Source organism: Flavobacterium sp. MEB061 (assembly GCF_000834715.1).
Lineage (GTDB): Bacteria > Bacteroidota > Bacteroidia > Flavobacteriales > Flavobacteriaceae > Flavobacterium > Flavobacterium pectinovorum.
In genome coordinates this window covers 244,537-263,957 of record NZ_JXQR01000015.1, presented here as the reverse complement: position 1 = coordinate 263,957, position 19,421 = coordinate 244,537, and the positions used below count along the sequence as shown (strand labels likewise).

Here is a 19,421-nt window from a genome sequence, read left to right as displayed (position 1 = left end):
TTGCGCTCCAACGGTTGAAACCGTTGGCTATGTTAACAGATTTTCATTTAATTCTTTATTCTGCCACAATTTTAAAAGTTCTGTTTAAATCTTCCGAAGAAATATTCAAAACATACATTCCTGCTATTTTTTTATTCGAAATATTTAAAGTAAAAAGCCCGTTTCCATCAGAAGCAATTTTTTCTTTCAGAATAATTTTGCCTGTCATATCGCTTAAAGTTGCCGTTGCATAAGACGATGCATGATCCGGAATATTAATGAAAATTTGATCTTTCACGGGATTTGGATATACAATTCCTGCATTTTTATTCTGGCTAAATTTTTCGGTACTTAAAAATTCCTGATTAAATAATCCCAATACTTCAGTGGCATTTAAAGGATAATTGAATACCTGAAGCTCATCAAATTGTCCCTTATAAGGAGCAGGCGCAGTTCCTGATGCAAGTTCCAATTCTCCAATATTTCCAATTATTAAATCCGTTTCTTCAGAAATTCCGGTTACGGCAGATTCATCCAATTCAGCCGAAAATACGCCATTGGTATAAATTCTCATTTTATGAGCAGGAACATCTCTCATAATCACAACATTTACCCAATCGTCTGTAAAATATTTGGTGGCGGCTGTTGTTACTTCTTTTTTCGTTTTATCATCATCAATGGCAAAACGCAAGAGTCCGCCTTTGATTTCTATATTATATCTTCTGCCGGTTGCTCCTGTTGTTGTGTTTTTGGTAAACGAACCTTTGCACAAAACATAAATACTGGTCGCCGAAGAACCCGGCAATAAAGCCGGAGCCGCTTTCATCCAAAATGAAATCGTAAACGAACTTTTATCAAACAATAAATGTTCCTGATTTGGAATCTTCACCATAACTTTATCATTTGCCGATGTTGCAAAATCAATCGCATTATTTGCTTTTCCGGGTACTCTTACATTGGCATTATCAAAAACAATATCCAAAGTGCCATAATTGGCATAAGATGTAATATCTGCAATTTGTTCTCCCTGAGAAACAGTTTCCTTAAACGGCCAATGCCCAACAAGACCTGGTGTAAGCGCACGGAAATTCCACACATCGCCGGTTGTAGTTCCTTTATCATTTACGGCATCAATTCTCCAATAATAATTTACTGCAGAACTTAAACCCGCAACCTGATAAGATGGATTTGCAGTATAAGCAACATCGCCTAATTTGGTTAAGTTTAAAGAATCTGTGCCAAAATATACAGCATAGTTTACTGTATTTGAACTCCCGCTCCATTTCAAAGTCAAGTTACCGCCCGACAATTCAGCATTCATAAATCCCGAAGCAGGGCTTGGAGCTGTGGTCTTAGTTGGCGGTAAAGGAATTGGCGGTGTAGTTAAAGAAGTAGTTTCATAAACCGAAGATTCAGTACTGTTGGTTGCTTTAACACGATAATAATAGGTAGTATTTGGTGTTAAACCAGTATCATTATAACTTGTGATATTAGCGTCTAATGTAGCAATTACTGTAAAATATGTGCCATTTGTTGAACGCTCCACAACATAATTATCCTCATTTGTAGTTCCATCAATCCAGTTAACGGTTAAGGAACTAGCAACCGGAATTTCTGTCGATACAACATTCGTAAAATTTATATTTGATGGCGGAATAATAAAAGAAGCCGGCGTTTCATTCGTTAATCCGTTAATATAAACTTCAATATTCAGATAAGGCGCATTCGATGTACTAACCAATAAAGCATCGGCAAGGTTTTTATTCAGTCCATTTGCGTCTTCCCACGCATCCGGCATTCCGTCATTATCAGTATCCAAAGGAGCCGGCGCGCCATAAACATGACCTGCACCACCGTTTATAAATCCAAATTGAGTAGTCAAATCTGTTTGAACATAAACATAGGTTGCCGTTGTTCCTTTCGACATCAAATCGGAAATCATCAAATTATCAACCTGATCACGTCGTGGGTACGAAGCTCCAACACCTTCAACTATTTTATTATAAGCATCCTGAGCGCTTAACGTAGTATTCTTCATTGGGTAATCATATGAAGTTGATAATATCGTCGAAATATCTCCTGTAGGATATCCCGTTAAATCTGCGGGAACCAAAGTTCCGTTTAAAACCCCATCTTTATTGTTATCAAAGTAATTTCCTGATCCGTACAAGGAGAAATTATCGTTTCCGCGGTTAAAAGGAGTCGAAATAGTTGTACTAGTATTGGGTCCGCCAATAAAATAATTATTAATGATATTTACATCAGAACTTCCTGCAGAATCACCACCCATAATGTATGCATCGCCAGATTCTGTGTGTCCGTAGGTATTACCGTAATTTCCCCAATTGTAAACCACATTGTTTACAAACTCATTAATTCCCTTAATTTTATTATTACGTGTCTTATTGCAGATATATAAATTTCCAATCAAACTTATTTTTCCGCCGGAAGGCTGTATCAATCCGCCCGCCGAATGATTATGGCGATGCAATCCCTGACCAATAATAGAATTCTGAATCGTAATATTATCGGGGCTCACGCCTTTACTATCCCAGTTTATAGAAAAAACTTCATCGGTTCCCCAAGTAAAAGTCATGTGATCAAAAATCATATTGGCGCCATTTGCAAGTCCCGATGCATCCTGATTTTGGGCAGTTCCGCCATACCGAATTCTAAGATATCTGGCAATCGTATTATTGGCTCCTGTAAAAGTAACTCTTGGTCCCAAAAACACAATTCCCTCGCCTGTTGCAGTTTGTCCTGCAATCGTCGTGTTACTTGCCACAACAATCTGAGTTTGCAAGTTTACAATACCCCCAACCTTAAAAATCACAAATCGTCCTTCCTGACTAACGGCATCGCGAAACGAACCCGGACCGCTGTCGTTTAAATTGGTTACCAAATAAATTTGAGGATTTGCAGCCCCTCTTGCTCCTGTTGTAAATCGCCCAAAACCAGTTGCTTCAGGAAATGCTAATGTTTGAGCCTGCAGATTAACAAAACTGTTAATAAATCCGTAGATCATAAATAATTTAAGCAAAAACTTAAATTGTAGGTTACTTTTTTTCATAAATTTTGGTTATATGTTAGTATAACTAATTTACTTATAAGCTCAAAAGAGACCATCCTGTCCTATCCTGCTTTATCCTATTAGTTATCAATTAATTATAATTTTAAAACCAGCAAAAAATATTTTTTTTTAAGCAAAAGTCTTGCAATACTTTACACAACAATTACGCTAATAGCTGGAAAACTTCGTAAATTAGCTTTTCTAACTTTTTAGAATTTTAACAAAACTTAAAGCGCATGATCGATTTTACAAAAGACTTTAGAATTGGCTTTTTCATTGCGATAATAGCTCTTACAACCATTGTTTTGGGTGCAGTAACAGATAAAGTACTTCGCTATTTTTTGTATCGAAAACAAAGCAATAAAGAATATGATGCCACTGGTTTTAAGTTTTTAAAACACTTAATTATTACCGTAATTTATATTCTGGGATTTGCTTTTGCTTTAATTCAAATTCCTGAATTTAAAATCATTGGGCATTCTTTTCTGGCCGGAGCGGGAATGATTTCCCTGGTCGCAGGTCTTGCTTCTCAACAAGCTTTAAGCAATATTGTAAGCGGCATTTTTCTGGTGATTTTTAAACCTTTCCGAATCAACGATAAAATCACCATCAACAATTTTGTGGGTACGGTTGAAGATATAAACCTGAGACAAGTTGTTTTAAAAGATGCCGAAAACAACCGGATCATTATTCCCAATTCTGTCATCAGCAATCAGATTATTGTAAACACGAATATGCACGATACTAAATGCTGCAAAATCATTGAAATTGGTATTGGCTACGAATCAGATATTGATAAAGCATTGAAAATCATGAAAGATGAAATTGCAAAACATCCTCTTTTTATCGATACCAGAACAGCCGAAAACAAGAAACAAAAAACACCTTTGGTTGTAGCACGCGTTGTTGCTCTTGCAGATTCGAGCGTTACTTTAAAAGCATGGGCATGGGCCAAAAATTCTACAGATGGTTTTGTGATGTATTGCGATTTATTGCAAAGTATTAAAAAACGTTTTGATGAATCTGATATTAATATTCCGTATCCGCAACAGGTTGTAACACTTAAAAATAACGACATAAAAACATCAAAAGCGAATTAGTTTATGAAATCTTCTGAAATTGTTCCGATAAAAACCTTACCTCTTTTTTCTATTCTTGATGATTTGTTAATTCAACTTTTAAAATCATTAACCGAAGATGAATGGAATGCCAGAACTGTTGCAAAAAAATGGATAGTAAAAGATATCGCTTCACATTTACTTGACGGAAACCTGAGAGGTTTATCTTTTTCAAGAGATCATTATTTTGGAGAAAAGACTGAAAATATTAATTCATACAGTGATCTGGTCGACTTTTTAAATCAGCTCAATATGACCTGGACAAACGCTACAAAAAGACTTAGTCCGAATGTTATAATTGAATTATTAGAAAGTACCGGGAAACAATATTCTGCTCATTTAAAAACACTGGATCCTTTTGACGATGCCATCTTTTCAGTCGATTGGGCTGGCGAAGAAACTTCATTAAACTGGTTTCATATTGCCCGGGAATACACCGAAAAATTTCTGCACCAACAACAAATTCGAAATGCTGTTGGCAAACAGGCTCTTTTTACCAAAGAATTATTCTATCCGTTTATCAGCACTTTCATGTATGCTTTACCCCACACTTATCGGGATGTTTCGGCACAAAAAGGCACAATTGTAACTTTGATTGTAAAGACTGAAATTGGAGGTGAATGGAGCATAATTAAAAAAGAAAAACAGTGGGAATTTATTGAATCCTTTGAAGAAAAACCAACTGCAATTATTAAAATAAATCCTGATGATGCCTGGCTATTGTTCTCAAAAGGAATAACCCCGGATGATGCAAAACAAAAAGTAGAAATTATTGGTGATCAAAAATTAGGTGAAGTTGCCTTAAATATTATTGCCGTTATGGCATAGCGCCTGGATATAAAGCATAAAGAGCAAACACAAATTGCACGAATTTGCACAAATTCTAATAGTTAGCTTAGTTTGTGAAATTAATTTCACAAACTAAAATTAGTGACAATTCGTGCAATTTGTGTTTAAAATTGATTTATAATATTTGTGCCCAGACGGTCGGTTATGGCATAATGCAAAACTGTTATTTTCTGATAACTTTAAGATTTTAAGTTTTGCTTTTAAAATGGTAAACTTTAATTTTATAGTTAAAGCAAACCAACACTAAACTGAAATGAAAAATCTGAAATTTATAATTCTTCTCCTTCCCTTTCTTTGTTTTTCGCAGAAAGAAAATATAAAAGCACTTGACATTAATTTAACCAATTATGAATATCCTTTTCCTGTTCAGTTTTTAGAATTGAGCAATCAGCGCCAGCTTTTAAAAATGGCGTATATGGATATTAAACCAGATAATTACAACAACAAAAACATCGTTTTGCTACACGGAAAAAATTTCAACGGAGCTTATTGGGAAACAACCATAAAAGCCCTGACAAAAGAAGGTTTTCGTGTAATTGTTCCAGACCAGATTGGTTTTGGAAAATCAACAAAACCCGAAAATTATCAGTATAGTTTTCAGCAATTTGCCCAAAACACCAAGAAATTATTAGATCATTTGGGAATTGAAAAAACAACAATTCTAGGGCATTCGATGGGCGGAATGTTAGCCACAAGATTTACTTTGATGTATCCTGAAACAGCTGAAAAATTAGTATTGGAAAACCCGATTGGTTTAGAAGACTGGAAGCTCGTTGTTCCTTATCAAACCATAGATTCGTGGTACGAAAGCGAATTAAAACAAAATTACGAAGCCATAAAAAAATACCAAATGGCGAATTATTATGACGGAAAATGGAATGCAGATTTCCAGAAATGGGCAGAACTTAGCGCGGGCTGGACATCGGCACCAAATTACGATCGGGTGGCTTGGAATTCGGCATTGATGTACGATATGATTTTTACACAGCCTGTTGTTTACGAATTCAAAAACATCAAAAGTGCCACTTTATTAATCATCGGAACAAGAGATAAAACCGCAATCGGAAAACAATTTGTATCTGAAGAAGTTAGAAAAACAATGGGGAATTATGCCGAATTAGGTAAAAAAACACAAAAGACAATTCAAAATTCAAAATTAATAGAAGTTCCAAACACAGGGCATTTACCACATATTGAATCTTTCGATCAATTTATAAAACCATTAATTGTATTTTTGAAACAATAATTTTTCACCACGAAATCTTTTTTCGCCACGAATTACACGAATTTGCACCAATTTTTATACGCAAAACCTTCAATATTAATTCGTGAAAATTAGTGCAATTCGTGGCAAACTTTAACTTAAAAACCAAAATATCATGTTTACAATCGAACAAATAAAAGAAGCACATGCCAAGGTAAAAAGCGGAGCCGATTTTCCAAATTATATACAAGACTTAATTATTTTAGGTGTTTTAGGCTACGATACATTCGTAAATGATGGTCATGTTGAATATTACGGCGTTAACAATTATAATGTTAGTGCTGACGAAAAATATCCTGAAATTAAAGTTGAAGCTGTTGCTAATAAAGAACGTTTTATCGAATTTTTGGTAATGCACCAGAACGGTCAAACAGATTATCTTACTTTTTGTAATCATGCAGCACAATGCGGAATCGCAAAATGGAGAGTGGATATTATCGCCATGACCTGTACTTATTTTGATAAGGCTGAATATGAAATATTGATCGAGAAAATCCCTGATTAATAAACAACGGTAATTTTTATTTGAGCAATACCAGAAAACAAACCTATACCAAATGAAACTTTCTCCCATTATAAATCCCGAAGAACTTTTAAATCTAAAAGATTCATCCGAAATTGTTTTAATTGATGCACGAGCCGGCGCAAATGCCGAAGAAAATTACAGAAACGAACATTTAAAAAGTGCTCGCTATATCGATTTGAATAAAGATTTGGCAGCTGTAGAAAAAAATCCTGCAAATGGCGGAAGACATCCTTTGCCATCATTAGAAAAATTTGCAGAAGTACTTTCAAAACTCGGAATTTCATCTCAAAGTCACATTATTATTTATGATGACAAAAACGGATCAAATGCCGCAGCCAGATTTTGGTGGATGCTAAAATCAATCAGACATGAAAAAGTTCAGGTTTTGAATGGAGGTTTGCAGGCTGCAATAAAAATTGGTTTTGAGACAAGTTCTGAAATTGAAAATTTTGAACCAACCTACAACTATCCCATCACAAAATGGAATTTGGCCGTTGCCGATATTGAAGAAGTCGAAAAAGCCCGAAATAATAGTCAAAATATCGTAATTGACGTAAGGGATAAAAATCGTTTTGATGGCTTAACAGAACCATTAGATTTAATCGCCGGACATATTCCGGGCGCAATTAATGTTCCGTTTAGTGAAAATTTAAACGAAGATGGTTTTTATAAATCACCTGAAGTTTTGGCTGAAAAATATACTGAAATTTTAGGCGATATAAAACCAGAAAATGTAATCGTACATTGCGGTTCAGGAGTTACTGCCTGCCATACTTTATTAGCAATGGATTATGCGGGAATCGAGATTCCAAAACTTTATGTGGGATCATGGAGCGAATGGTCGAGAAACGATCGCGACATGTTTACACAACAAACAAAATAAACCGTGAAGTAAAATTCATAATTATTAGCCACAGATTAAAGGATTAAAATGATTTTAAAAATCTGTGCTAATCTTTTAATCTGTGGCAAAAAAATAACTAACAAAATGCAACATTGGGATATACTTTTATCAAACCTTGTAAATAAAAAAGCTTTCATAGAAACAATACTTTCTGGCGAAGCAAGAGGAGAATTAGCCGTTTTTAACAATCAAAAAGGAATTTTGTTTTCTGATATTGCGATTGAAAAATTCATCGAAAAAGAATACCAATACGATTCTGTTGAAGCTTCTCCGGAATCACACAGGCAATTACGCACTTTTTCTTCTGGAGAGCGTAAGAAAGAGTTTTTAAAATACTGCATCAATCAAAAACCTGATTTCATTATTTTCGACAATCCGTTTGATCATTTAGATCAGGCTTCGCGGGTAATTTTGGCTGAATCGTTAAAATATTTATCCAATATTATTGCTATTATTCAAATTGTAAATCGTGTTACAGACGTATTAAATTTTGTTCCGAATAAAGCTCAGATTAAAGACAATACATTTGAACTGCATCCCATTTCAAAAACCGAAAGCCACTTTAAAACCTTAAATACAGCTTCAATTCCAAAAGCCATAGAAACGCATTCCTTTCAAGAAAGTGTATTAATAAAACTAGAAAATGTTTCTGTAAGTTATGACGAACGAAAAATCGTCGACAACATTTCATGGACCATAAAACAAGGTGAGTTTTGGCAATTAATCGGCCCGAATGGTTCCGGAAAAAGCACGATTTTATCTTTAATAACAGGCGATAATCCAAAAGGTTTTGGCCAGGATTTATTTTTATTTGGAAGAAAAAAAGGAAGCGGCGAAAGCGTTTGGGATATCAAAAAGCAAATTGGAATCTTCGCCACTTCAATGACCGATTTGTTTCAAAAAAGCCACACTTTAGAAGAAATGATTCTCTCCGGATTTTTCGATTCAATCGGGCTTTACATTGAACCAACCACACATCAAAAACAAATTGTTGCGCAATGGCTTGAAGTAATTGAAATGACACATTTAAGAAAAAAACGTTTCATCGATTTTTCCATCGGGCAGCAAAGAGTTGCGTTAATTGTTCGCGCCGTTTTAAAACATCCGCCATTATTAATTCTCGACGAGCCTGTAGAAGGCCTGGACGATGAAAATGTAGATTTAGTAATTCAGCTTATCAACACTATAAAACAAGAAACAAACGTGAGTATTTTATACGTTTCACATCGTATAGAACAAGGCCTCGCTCCTACTTCTGTTTTTGAACTTATTCCTACTCCGACAGGATCAATCGGAAAAATAAAATACCATTCAGAATTGAATTAAAAACACATAAATGAATTTCAAACACCTCTTATTAATAACAATAACATTATTAATTTCTTCATGCGCAAGCACAATTTCAACCACAGAAAAACAATATAAAATAACAAACACCTCAAAACTTAAATCAGAATGGAATTTTAATTCCAAAGAATGGATTCTTGCAAGCGATACTTTAACAGGATCCGGAGGACCAATGCATTGGGGCGTTATAGAATCTAAAAAACAACTTTCTGAAAACTATGAAATCAATTTTAAAGTAAACATGACGAAAGAATCTTTATTTGAAGTCATGCTAAACATCGATAAAGAAAACTACATCAGAACTTATCTTTATCAAATTGAGCAAAATATAGTAATTGGAAAAGGTACTTACAAAAAAGGAAGCGATGAATATAATAAACGAGGCGGACCAACTTTATTCAAAAAACCATTAAAATTAGAAAACAACAAATGGTACGCTGCAAAAATAAGAGTTATAAATGATCAATTATTCTATTCCGTTGATAACGAAACTATATTAGAATGTTCTCTCGAAAAAAGCAATTTGAGCCAAAAAGGAAAGCTGGGATTTATAACAAACGGAGAAGCCAAAATAATTGATTTAACGATTAAAACTTTATGATTTTTACCATTAAGATATTAAGGTGATTAAGCATGCTGCACTTAATTTTCTCTTTTAAGAGTAAGAAAATGAAGCCTTTTAAACTTAACTAACTTAATATCTTAATGGTAAAAAATAATTTCAAAAAAAAAGCTCCACAAGGAGCTTTTTTAGTATATAACAAATTATCTAATTTTCTAATCGACAAATTATCTAATTAATTCTCTTCATCTTCAATATTATGCGATTTCCCGTAATTACGCCATTTCTCAATACAATCCTGAAAATCCTGAGGTAATTCAGTATCAAAACGCATCATTTCGCCTGTTGTAGGATGCACAAAACCAAGTGTTTTAGCATGCAAAGCCTGACGAGGCAATGCTTTAAAACAATTCTCAATAAATTGTTTGTATTTTGTAAATGTTGTTCCTTTCAAAATCAAATGTCCTCCGTAACGCTCGTCGTTAAACAACGGATGCCCAATGTGTTTCATGTGCGCACGAATCTGGTGCGTTCTTCCTGTTTCTAACCTGCAAGAAATCAAAGTTACATAACCAAAGCGTTCTAGAACCTTATAATGCGTAATTGCAGGTTTTCCTATTTCAGGATCAGCAAAAACCGCCATCTGCATGCGATCTTTTAAATGTCTGGCAAGATTCCCTTCAATCGTTCCTTCTTCTTCGGCAACATTTCCCCAAACAAGGGCAATATATTCACGTTCAGACGTTTTAGCTTCAAACTGCTTTGCTAAATGCGTCATTGCGGCTTCCGTTTTGGCAACAACCAAAAGTCCAGATGTGTCCTTATCAATTCTATGAACCAATCCCGGGCGTTCGCTGCTGTTCATTGGCAAATTATCAAAATGATGTGCCAAAGCATTAACCAAAGTTCCCGTATAATTTCCGTGACCCGGATGCACAACCATTCCCGGTTCTTTATTAATCAGTAAAAGTGCGTCGTCTTCATACACAATATTCAACGGAAGATCTTCCGGCAGAATATGGTTTTCAAACGGCGGATGCGATAACATAACTGTCACGACATCAAAAGGTTTAACCTTATAATTTGATTTTACCGGAATATCATTTACAAAAATGTTTCCTTCAGTTGCGGCGTTCTGAATTTTATTTCGGGTCGCATTCTGAATCAAATTCATTAAATATTTGTCAATACGCAAAAGCGCCTGACCTTTAGGTACCTCAAATCTAAAATGTTCGAATAATTCGTCTTCCAGATCTAAATTTTCAATATTATTGTTCATCTTGTGGGGTTTCTGCAGGCACTGCTGTACTATCTGTCGCCTGACTTTCATCTACATAAGTCGCTTTTCCGTCTCCTAAAACCAAATCAATTTTAGAAGCTTTCAATACACGATCTCCAACTTTTAAGTTTCTTCCTTTATAACGCATCTCCAAAACCATATCTTTTCCTAAGTTCGGAATATAAGTAATCGTTCCCTCTTCAAGCCCTAAAGCTTTCAAAGTAGGAACAGCTTCACGATACGTTTTTTCTATTAAATCCGGAATTCTAACAGAAGAAAAACCGGAAGCATTGATTTTAATATATATTTTTCGACCTACTTTTACTTTCGTTCCCGGCAACGGATCTTGCTCAACAACACTGTATTTAGGAAATCCGCTTCGGTAATCAACACTATCCAAAAGCACATAATCAAGGTCTAATTCATCCAATTTTGATTCTACTTGCTCCTCCGTCAATTTAGACAAATTCGGAACCGTAATTTCATGTCCGTGATCAGTTGTAAAAGTCAGCCAATGCATAAACAAATAACCTAAAACGGCAATAATAGCAGCCGCACCCAATACTTGTAAAAAAAACACACGGCTAGTTAAATACTTACGTAAACTCATAAATTTATTTTTAGTTGTCGCAAAGATAAAGCTATTTCGTTTCAAAAAAAATGATAATTTTGTTTTAAGTAATATTAATAATACTAGTAATACTATATTACCAATATTAAAAAAATTGGAATTTGGAATTTCATATGTCACTCTGAGCGGAGTCGAAGAGTTAGGAGCTGTTTCCTGCTGTCCGCTGTATCTTTTCCTGGCTAAAGAAGCCAGAAAAAGGATGCCGCTCCCATCAGGGCTAGGGCTTTAGGTTTCATAAGACGTTTTCTTTTTAAGAGAAACGAACAAAACAAATTCGAGAAAATTAGTGCAATTCGTGGCAAAAAAACAAATACACAGTTAAACAAATAAACGATTAAACATCAAATCAATGAAAAACATAGCCATCATAATGGGCGGATATTCAAGCGAATATAAAATCTCACTTATCTCAGGAAACGTAGTACACCAATATCTTGACAAAACAAAATACAACGGATTCCGTATTCATATTTTCAAGGAAAAATGGGTTTATGTAGACGAAAAGGACGCTGAATTTCCAATCGACAGAAATGATTTCTCTGTTACAGTAGACGGAAAAAAAATCACTTTTGACTGTGTTTTCAATGCCATACACGGAACTCCGGGCGAAGACGGATTAATGCAGGCGTATTTTGAATTATTAGGGATTCCGCAATCATCATGCGATTATTACCAATCGGCGCTTACATTCAACAAACGTGATTTACTATCGGTTTTAAAACCATACGGAATCAAAACGGCAATTTCTTATTACCTAAATAAAGGTGACGTTATCAATACTGACGAAATCGTTAAAAAAGTAGGTTTACCATGTTTCGTAAAACCAAATAAAGCCGGTTCAAGTTTCGGAATATCAAAAGTAAAAACTGCTGCCGAATTGCCAATCGCAATTGAAGTGGCTTATAAAGAAGACAACGAAATCATCATAGAAAGTTTCCTTGACGGAACAGAAGTTTCTGTAGGCGTAATTAATTACAAAGGAGAAATTAAAGTTTTACCAATCACAGAAATCGTTTCAGACAATGATTTCTTTGACTACGAAGCAAAATATGAAGGAAAATCACAAGAAATCACTCCAGCAAGAATTTCAGACGAACTAACACAAAAAGTGGGTGAAACTGCCAAACGTGCTTACGAAGTTTTAAAAATGAAAGGTTTCTCAAGAAGCGAATTCATTATTGTAGACAACGAACCATATATGCTTGAAATGAACACAATTCCGGGTTTAACAACCGAAAGTTTGATTCCGCAACAAGCCAAAGCAGCCGGAATTTCTCTTGAAGATTTGTTCACCAATGCAATTGAGTTAGCGCTTGCTTAAAAGATGCTAAGATACTAAGGTGCTAAGATTCTAAGATTTTAGCACCTTTGTTTTTTAAAACTTTGCTTTCTACACAAAAAACTTAGTAACTTAGAATCTCAGAACCTTAGCATCTTAAAAAAATGAAAGAAATCTTTGAATGGAATAGACTTTTTTTTAACGAGCTTCCCGAAATTTTTATTCTGGAAGTAATATTTCGTTCAACTGTAATGTTTACTATTTTACTGCTTACGCTAAAATTGGCAGGTAAAAGAGGTGTAAAACAATTATCAATTTTCGAAACTGTAATTATTATTGCACTTGGATCAGCAGCCGGCGACCCAATGTTTTATGAAGATGTAGGAATTGTACCCGCAGCAATTGTTTTCTTGACAATCATTATTTTATACCGCGCCGTAACCTGGCTTACAGGAAAAAGCAAAAAATTCGAAGAATTTATAGAAGGCAAAACCGAATGTTTAATCCAGGATGGAAAATTTTCTATATCGAGTTTCAAAAAAGAAACTTTGGCACAGGATGAATTTTTCTCAGAACTTCGTATACGATCCATCGAACATTTAGGCCAGGTAAAACATGCTTTTATAGAAACCAGCGGAGAAGTAAGTGTGTTTTTTTATGAAGATAAAGATGTACAATTTGGTTTGCCAATTTTGCCAGCTGCATTCAATCAAAAAAGCAAAATTATTACAACCGATGGTATTCATGCCTGTACTTTTTGCGGTCACACCGAAGAACAAAAACCCGGAACTGCCAGATGCAAAGTCTGTAAAAAAGAGGAATGGGTTCCTGCGATAAAAACACTCAGAATAACTTAGAATAAATTCCAAAATTCAAATTCTAACAACAAAGCTTCAAAACATTTTAATTTTATTAATCATCTTTGAGCCTTTGCAACTTTGAACCTTAAAAAAATGAGAAAAGCCATATTCCCTGGATCATTTGATCCCATTACACTTGGTCACGAAGATATTATCAAACGAGGAATTTCCCTTTTTGATGAAATCGTAATCGCAATTGGTGTCAATGCCGAAAAAAAATACATGTTTTCACTTGAAGAAAGAAAACGTTTTATAGAAGAAACTTTCAAAAATGAACCAAAAATATCTGTTATTACTTATGAAGGTTTAACGATAGATTTAGCCAAAAAACTAAAAGCAAATTTCATATTAAGAGGTTTACGCAATCCAGCCGATTTCGAATTCGAAAAAGCCATTGCACACACCAACAGAAAGCTGTCTAAAATAGAAACTGTCTTTTTATTAACTGCAGCAAGTACCTCTTACATCAGTTCAAGTATTGTGCGTGATGTATTGCGAAATGGTGGTCAGTATGAAATGCTGGTTCCGGATGCGGTTAGGGTGAAGAAATAGCCAATCTAAACGCATAAATTATACGATCCGTTCCTACGGAACTCAAATACGATTTGACTTATTATCCAACAGAATAAATTCCGTCGCTACAAAATGTTCCGAGCCTCGGGCTCTCTATTCAATAAGTTCCGGAGGAACGATTTATTTTGTAGCGACGGATTTTAATCCGTCATGAGCGAAAGCATTTTTTTTTAATCCAACTCCAAAACATAAACTTGCAAGCGAAAGCAATTATAAGTAATTTCGCATTTTTAAACAAACAGAAATAATGAGCATCGAAAGAGAATTAAACAAACGCAGCGGATCTAAATGTGAACTTTGTGGAGCAGAAGAAAACCTAAAAGTATATCAGGTATTACCAACTCAAAAAGGCGGTCTTGATGAAAGTATCCTTGCGTGTACTACTTGTATTGACCAAATTGAAAATCCTGATAATGTAGATTTAAATCACTGGAGATGTCTTAACGACAGCATGTGGAATGAAAACGTTGCTGTACAGGTTGTTGCCTGGAGAATGTTAAGCCGTATGCGCGCTGCAGGATGGCCACAGGAATTACTGGACATGATGTATTTAGACGAAGATACTCTTGCATGGGCACAAGCAACCGGAGAAGGCGAAGATGATGAAAACAAACTTGTTCATCGCGATAGTAATGGTGTAATTTTAGAACACGGAGATTCTGTCGTTTTAATTAAAGATCTTAAAGTAAAAGGATCAAGTATGGTGGCCAAACAAGGAACTGCTGTACGTAACATTCGTCTGGATCACGAAAATGCAGAATACATTGAAGGAAAAGTAGACGGACAACAAATTGTGATTATCACGCAATACGTGAAGAAGATATAGTTTTTTTTTGAGGTTCAAAGGCTCAGAGTTGCAAAGGAACAAAGTTTTTTGTTTCTAAGATTCTAAGGTTTAGAACCTGAAACTAAAAAACCTGAAACTAAACAAAAAAGGCTATTCAAAATCTGAATAGCCTTTTTTAGTTTTATACTTGAAGTAAATTATTTTTGGAATAATTTATTGATCTGATCTTTTACGAATGGCTCAGAAACACTGCTTGTTGCAGAAGTAGCTTCTTTGCTTGAAACCATAAACTGAACTGTAGCTTTCTCAGGAAGAACACTTCCTGTGTAGTGCAACCAGATATAGTTATTAGGTAATTCTAATTTAATATCATACAAAGGGCTTGCAGTAAAGCCTCCCATGATAATACTATAAAGGCTATTGTAATCGTTGTTTACATTTTTAAATGAAAACTTTCTCATTGGTGAAGAATCGTCATCGTTTTGAATACTTGTGTAATAAACAGTATATTCATCTCCAATTTTTTGAATATAGTTGTTATTTACTTTTCCTAATTTTTCAACAGGAACAGTCTCAAGAACCTTAATCTGTGCAAACGAAACAACACTAAAGAACAAAGTGGCAAGGGTAATAATCTTTTTCATAACGGAATTTGGGGTTAATTTGTACTACTATAATAAACGCCGAAATTATGAAAAATTACTTCTAAAAACACTCTTTTATTAACATTAAATTGTGATTTTTGTTTAAATTTATTTCAACCTAAGACAAAAATATTGCAACTTTTTAATTATCAATAAATTATACGCAAAATTTCAACTCTAAAGCGTGTGCCTTTAATTAAAAAATCTGATTGTTTTTAAAATTTAACGCTCTTCTTCTTTCTTCACGACTTTGCGGGCAACTTCAATTTTGAACTTTTTTCCTTTCATTTTCTCGTCTTTTACGTTTTTAAGCAAGTCTTTTACTTTATTGTATTTTACAGCTGCAAACGAAATAAAATCTTTGACTTCGATCAAACCCAAATCGCCTTTTTCCAGTTTTCCTTTTTGAGAAAAGAAACCAACAATATCAATTTTATTCAGTTTTGTTTTCTTTCCTCCACTAATATATATAGTTTGATATTCTGGTGGTTTTGGTAAAGTAGTTGCATTTTCTACATTCAAAACATCCATTCCGTAATCAATATAGTCTAATTGTTTTTCACTTTCGTGAATAATGATATACGCCGTTCCAGAAGCCTGCATACGTGCTGTACGGCCGTTACGATGTGTAAATTCATCTTCTTTTAAAGGCAAATGATAATGAATTACGTGTTTCATTTCCGGAATATCCAGTCCACGTGCCGCTAAATCTGTTGTAATTAAGTAACTCATACTTCCATTTCTAAACTGAATCAAAGCACGTTCCCGTTCTTCCTGATCCATTCCGCCGTGATAATAAGTAGAATAAATTCCTTTTTCGTTTAAGGTATCACTAATACGTTCTGCGGCGTCGCGATGGTTGCAAAATATAATAGCCGATTCTGATTTCAGCGAACAAAGTAAATTGAATAAACTTCCTAATTTATCTTTGGCTGGCGAAACCACCATTTTCATCGAAAGATTCGCTTTTTCTTCTTCCTCAGGAATAAAATCTAAAACTGTTGGATTTATAACTCTCGTATATCTCGGAATCTCAATATCTGAAGTTGCCGAAACCAAAACACGTTTGTTCAGTTTTGTTAATTTACCAATAATATAAGACATTTGCTCATGAAAACCCAATTGCAATGATTTATCAAATTCATCTAAAATTAAAGTCTGAATTTTATCTGTTCTAAAAGTATCTCTGTCAATATGATCTGCAATTCTGCCTGGAGTTCCAATTAAAACCGCAGGTGGATTGCTTAAATTTTTGATTTCTGTATCAATTGAATGTCCGCCGTAGCAGATATTTACTTTGTATTGCGTTCCCATTTTTTTCCAAACCTGCTCGATTTGCAAACCTAATTCGCGTGAAGGCACTAAAATTAAACACTGAACCGAAAGAATTTCGGGCTGTAATAATTCTAAAACCGGAAGCAAAAAAGCCAATGTTTTTCCTGATCCTGTTGGTGAAAGCAGTAAAACATTATTATCGTTCAAAATTGCGTCCTGAGCAACTTCTTGCATTTCGTTCAGGCTTTCAATGCCTAAATTCGAAAGTATATTATTGGAATGGTGATTTTTATTCATTTTGCAAAAGTAATTAAAAGGTTTCAAGTTTCAGGTTTTCTTTGTTTCAAGTTTTTTTTTACCGCAAATAGCGCAAAGATTTACGTAAAGTTTGCAAAGTTATATTCATACAGCTTTGCGTCCCGAGGCTTCGGGATGCGTTTTTTATAAAACTTGCTAATTAAAAAACTTTGCGCCTTTGCGGTAAAAATGTCACAGTTACTCTACTCCTATTTCAACCTGAAACAAATAAAACTTTATATTTGACTTTTCTATTAAACCCAAAACCATGAAACTTTTTACCTTTCTCATTTCACTTTTCACCATAATAACTTTCGCGCAAAACAATAAAAAATACGAGACTTTTTTTGAGAAAGGAAACGGAAATCAATCCGCTTCTTATCCCGAAACTATAGCCTATTTCAAACTTTTGGCTAATGATTTTCCAACGATTCAAATGAAAGAAATGGGATTAACCGATTCCGGCGAGCCTTTGCATATGGTGGTTTATAATCCTGAAAAAGAATTTGATTTTGAAAAAATCCAGAAAAACAAAGCGGTTCTTTTTATCAATAACGGAATTCACGCCGGAGAACCTGACGGAATCGACGCAACAATGCAATTTTACAGAGATTTAGCAACGGGAAAAATGAAAGCTCCAAAAAATACGGTTCTGGTTTGTATCCCTGTTTATAATATTGGCGGTGCTTTAAACAGAAATTCAACTACAAGAGCCAATCAGGACGGACCTGAAATTTATGGTTTTAGGGGAAATGCCAGAAACTATGATTTGAATCGTGATTTGATGAAATCTGATACCCGAAACACAAAAAGTTTTGTCGAGATTTTCCAGAAAATAAATGCCGATGTTTTTATCGATAATCACGTAAGTAATGGTTCTGATTATCAATATAAACTAACCTATATTATGACACAGCACAATAAGTTAGGAACCGTTTTGGGCGATTTTATGAATAATGAAATGATGCCGGCTTTGGTAAAAGATTTACAGCAAAAGAAAATCGAAACAACTCCTTATGTAGATTCTTTTAAAGATACACCAGACAAAGGTTTCGGTCAGTTTGTGGATAGTCCGCGTTATACAACGGGTTATACTTCGCTGTTTAATACGATTGGTTTTGTGGTGGAAACGCATATGCTGAAAAAATATGCCGAACGTGTAAAAATGACGTACGAATACATGAAATCTACAATGGATTTTACCGATGCCAATTATCAAAAGATAAAAGAGCTTCGAGTGAAAAATCTCGAACAATATCAACCCAAAAAGTCATACACTTTGCAATGGGAACTCGACAGCACAAAAGCAACTACTTTTTCGTTTTTAGGATATGAAGCGGGCTACAAAAAAAGCGATGCCACAACCGGAAATCGTTTGTATTACGACCGAAACAAACCGTATAAAAAAGATGTTCCGTATATCAAAGAATTCAAATCGGTAAAAGATGTTGTTATACCTTCTGCTTATATCATTCCGAGAGGTTATTGGAATATTATTGACCTTTTGAAGAACAATAATATCTCGTTTAAACAACTTAAAAACGATACGATTATAGAGGTTGAAAGTTATAGAATTGCTGATTTTAAAACAGCTACAAATGCTTACGAAGGACATTATATTCATAGAAATACAAAGGTTACTTCTAAAACAGTAAAAATGGCTTTTACCAAAGGCGATTATCTAGTTCCAACAAATCAAAAAGGCGTAAAATATTTAGTGGAAGCTTTTGAACCCGAAGGTGTTGATTCTTTTTTTAATTGGAATTTCTTCGATCCTATTTTACAGCAAAAAGAACATTATTCTGAATATATTTTTGAAGATACGGCAGCGAAACTTTTAAAAGAAAATCCAGCTCTACAAACTGAATTAGAATCTAAAAAACAAACTGATGCTGAATTTGCTAAAAACTCCGAAGCACAGTTGGACTGGATTTATAAGCATTCTGTTCATTATGAAAAGGCGCATATGCAATATCCTGTTTATCGTGTTTTGTAGGTTTTTAAACGGTGTGTTTTTTACCGCAAAGTGCGCTAAGATTTTTTTTCTTAGTTTGTGCTGGGCAAAGGCAAAGTTCGCAAAGCTTTGTGTTTAGCTTTTCGTAAATCTTTGTCAAAGTTTTGAACTTTGACAAAGATTAAATTCTTAATTTGCCTTTAATTCAAAATATTTATAAAAG

At 34.5% G+C, this 19,421-nt stretch carries 17 protein-coding genes; 12 read left to right on the top strand and 5 right to left on the bottom strand.

Going from position 1 to position 19,421, the window contains the following annotated elements:
- Positions 1–55 precede the first annotated feature (55 nt).
- The gene (locus RT99_RS08425; protein ID WP_042564290.1) at positions 56–3,049 is read right to left on the bottom strand and encodes a LamG-like jellyroll fold domain-containing protein; all 2,994 of its coding nucleotides are present in this window, start codon (positions 3,047–3,049) and stop codon (positions 56–58) included.
- A 236-nt stretch (positions 3,050–3,285) separates the two neighbouring features.
- Between RT99_RS08425 and RT99_RS08420 the strand changes: the two genes are divergently transcribed.
- The 7 genes from RT99_RS08420 to RT99_RS08390 all read left to right on the top strand — a co-directional run bounded on the left by RT99_RS08420 (position 3,286) and on the right by RT99_RS08390 (position 9,658).
- The gene (locus RT99_RS08420) at positions 3,286–4,149 is read left to right on the top strand and encodes a mechanosensitive ion channel family protein (protein ID WP_042564289.1); all 864 of its coding nucleotides are present in this window, start codon (positions 3,286–3,288) and stop codon (positions 4,147–4,149) included.
- Between the two features lie 3 nt (positions 4,150–4,152).
- Entirely contained in the window at positions 4,153–4,995 is an 843-nt protein-coding gene (locus tag RT99_RS08415; RefSeq protein WP_042564288.1) for a maleylpyruvate isomerase N-terminal domain-containing protein, read from the top strand.
- 274 nt (positions 4,996–5,269) lie between these two features.
- The gene (locus RT99_RS08410) at positions 5,270–6,262 is read left to right on the top strand and encodes an alpha/beta fold hydrolase (RefSeq protein ID WP_117614804.1); all 993 of its coding nucleotides are present in this window, start codon (positions 5,270–5,272) and stop codon (positions 6,260–6,262) included.
- A gap of 133 nt (positions 6,263–6,395) precedes the next feature.
- Positions 6,396–6,785, top strand: coding sequence for a DUF1398 domain-containing protein (locus RT99_RS08405; RefSeq protein ID WP_042564287.1), 390 nt, complete (start codon positions 6,396–6,398; stop codon positions 6,783–6,785).
- Between the two features lie 52 nt (positions 6,786–6,837).
- Entirely contained in the window at positions 6,838–7,689 is an 852-nt protein-coding gene (locus tag RT99_RS08400; protein ID WP_042564286.1) for a sulfurtransferase, read from the top strand.
- 105 nt (positions 7,690–7,794) lie between these two features.
- Positions 7,795–9,036 (top strand): ATP-binding cassette domain-containing protein, encoded by a 1,242-nt coding sequence (locus RT99_RS08395; RefSeq protein ID WP_042564579.1) that lies wholly within the window; start codon positions 7,795–7,797, stop codon positions 9,034–9,036.
- Positions 9,037–9,046: 10 nt separating this feature from the next.
- On the top strand, positions 9,047–9,658 hold the full coding sequence (locus RT99_RS08390) for a hypothetical protein (protein WP_042564285.1): 612 nt from the start codon (positions 9,047–9,049) through the stop codon (positions 9,656–9,658).
- A gap of 196 nt (positions 9,659–9,854) precedes the next feature.
- Here the strand turns inward: RT99_RS08390 and RT99_RS08385 are convergent, their stop codons facing one another.
- Both RT99_RS08385 and RT99_RS08380 read right to left on the bottom strand, forming a co-directional pair.
- Positions 9,855–10,898 carry an RluA family pseudouridine synthase gene (locus RT99_RS08385; RefSeq protein WP_042564284.1) on the bottom strand — a complete coding sequence of 348 codons (1,044 nt, stop codon included), beginning with the start codon at positions 10,896–10,898 and terminating at the stop codon, positions 9,855–9,857.
- Positions 10,888–11,508 (bottom strand): PASTA domain-containing protein, encoded by a 621-nt coding sequence (locus RT99_RS08380; RefSeq protein WP_042564283.1) that lies wholly within the window; start codon positions 11,506–11,508, stop codon positions 10,888–10,890. The genes RT99_RS08385 and RT99_RS08380 overlap by 11 nt, the downstream gene beginning before the upstream one ends.
- 370 nt (positions 11,509–11,878) lie before the next feature.
- Between RT99_RS08380 and RT99_RS08375 the strand changes: the two genes are divergently transcribed.
- The 4 genes from RT99_RS08375 (at position 11,879) to RT99_RS08360 (ending at position 15,067) form a co-directional block, all read left to right on the top strand.
- Positions 11,879–12,850, top strand: coding sequence for a D-alanine--D-alanine ligase (locus tag RT99_RS08375; RefSeq protein WP_042564282.1), 972 nt, complete (start codon positions 11,879–11,881; stop codon positions 12,848–12,850).
- A 122-nt stretch (positions 12,851–12,972) separates the two neighbouring features.
- Positions 12,973–13,665, top strand: a complete 693-nt coding sequence (locus RT99_RS08370; protein WP_042564281.1) for a DUF421 domain-containing protein — start codon at positions 12,973–12,975, stop codon at positions 13,663–13,665.
- Positions 13,666–13,761: 96 nt separating this feature from the next.
- Positions 13,762–14,220: a pantetheine-phosphate adenylyltransferase gene (gene coaD, locus RT99_RS08365; protein WP_042564280.1), complete on the top strand. Its 459-nt coding sequence runs from the start codon at positions 13,762–13,764 to the stop codon at positions 14,218–14,220.
- Between the two features lie 268 nt (positions 14,221–14,488).
- A complete protein-coding gene (locus RT99_RS08360) occupies positions 14,489–15,067 on the top strand; it encodes an alkylphosphonate utilization protein (RefSeq protein ID WP_042564279.1) in 579 nt (192 codons plus the stop codon).
- Between the two features lie 158 nt (positions 15,068–15,225).
- Here the strand turns inward: RT99_RS08360 and RT99_RS08355 are convergent, their stop codons facing one another.
- On the bottom strand, positions 15,226–15,672 hold the full coding sequence (locus tag RT99_RS08355) for a hypothetical protein (protein WP_042564278.1): 447 nt from the start codon (positions 15,670–15,672) through the stop codon (positions 15,226–15,228).
- A 222-nt stretch (positions 15,673–15,894) separates the two neighbouring features.
- Positions 15,895–17,244, bottom strand: coding sequence for a DEAD/DEAH box helicase (locus tag RT99_RS08350; RefSeq protein ID WP_042564277.1), 1,350 nt, complete (start codon positions 17,242–17,244; stop codon positions 15,895–15,897).
- Positions 17,245–17,512: 268 nt separating this feature from the next.
- Here RT99_RS08350 and RT99_RS08345 point away from each other — a divergent pair, with 268 nt between their 5' ends.
- Positions 17,513–19,240, top strand: coding sequence for a M14 family metallopeptidase (locus RT99_RS08345; protein WP_042564276.1), 1,728 nt, complete (start codon positions 17,513–17,515; stop codon positions 19,238–19,240).
- Positions 19,241–19,421: the final 181 nt, after the last annotated feature.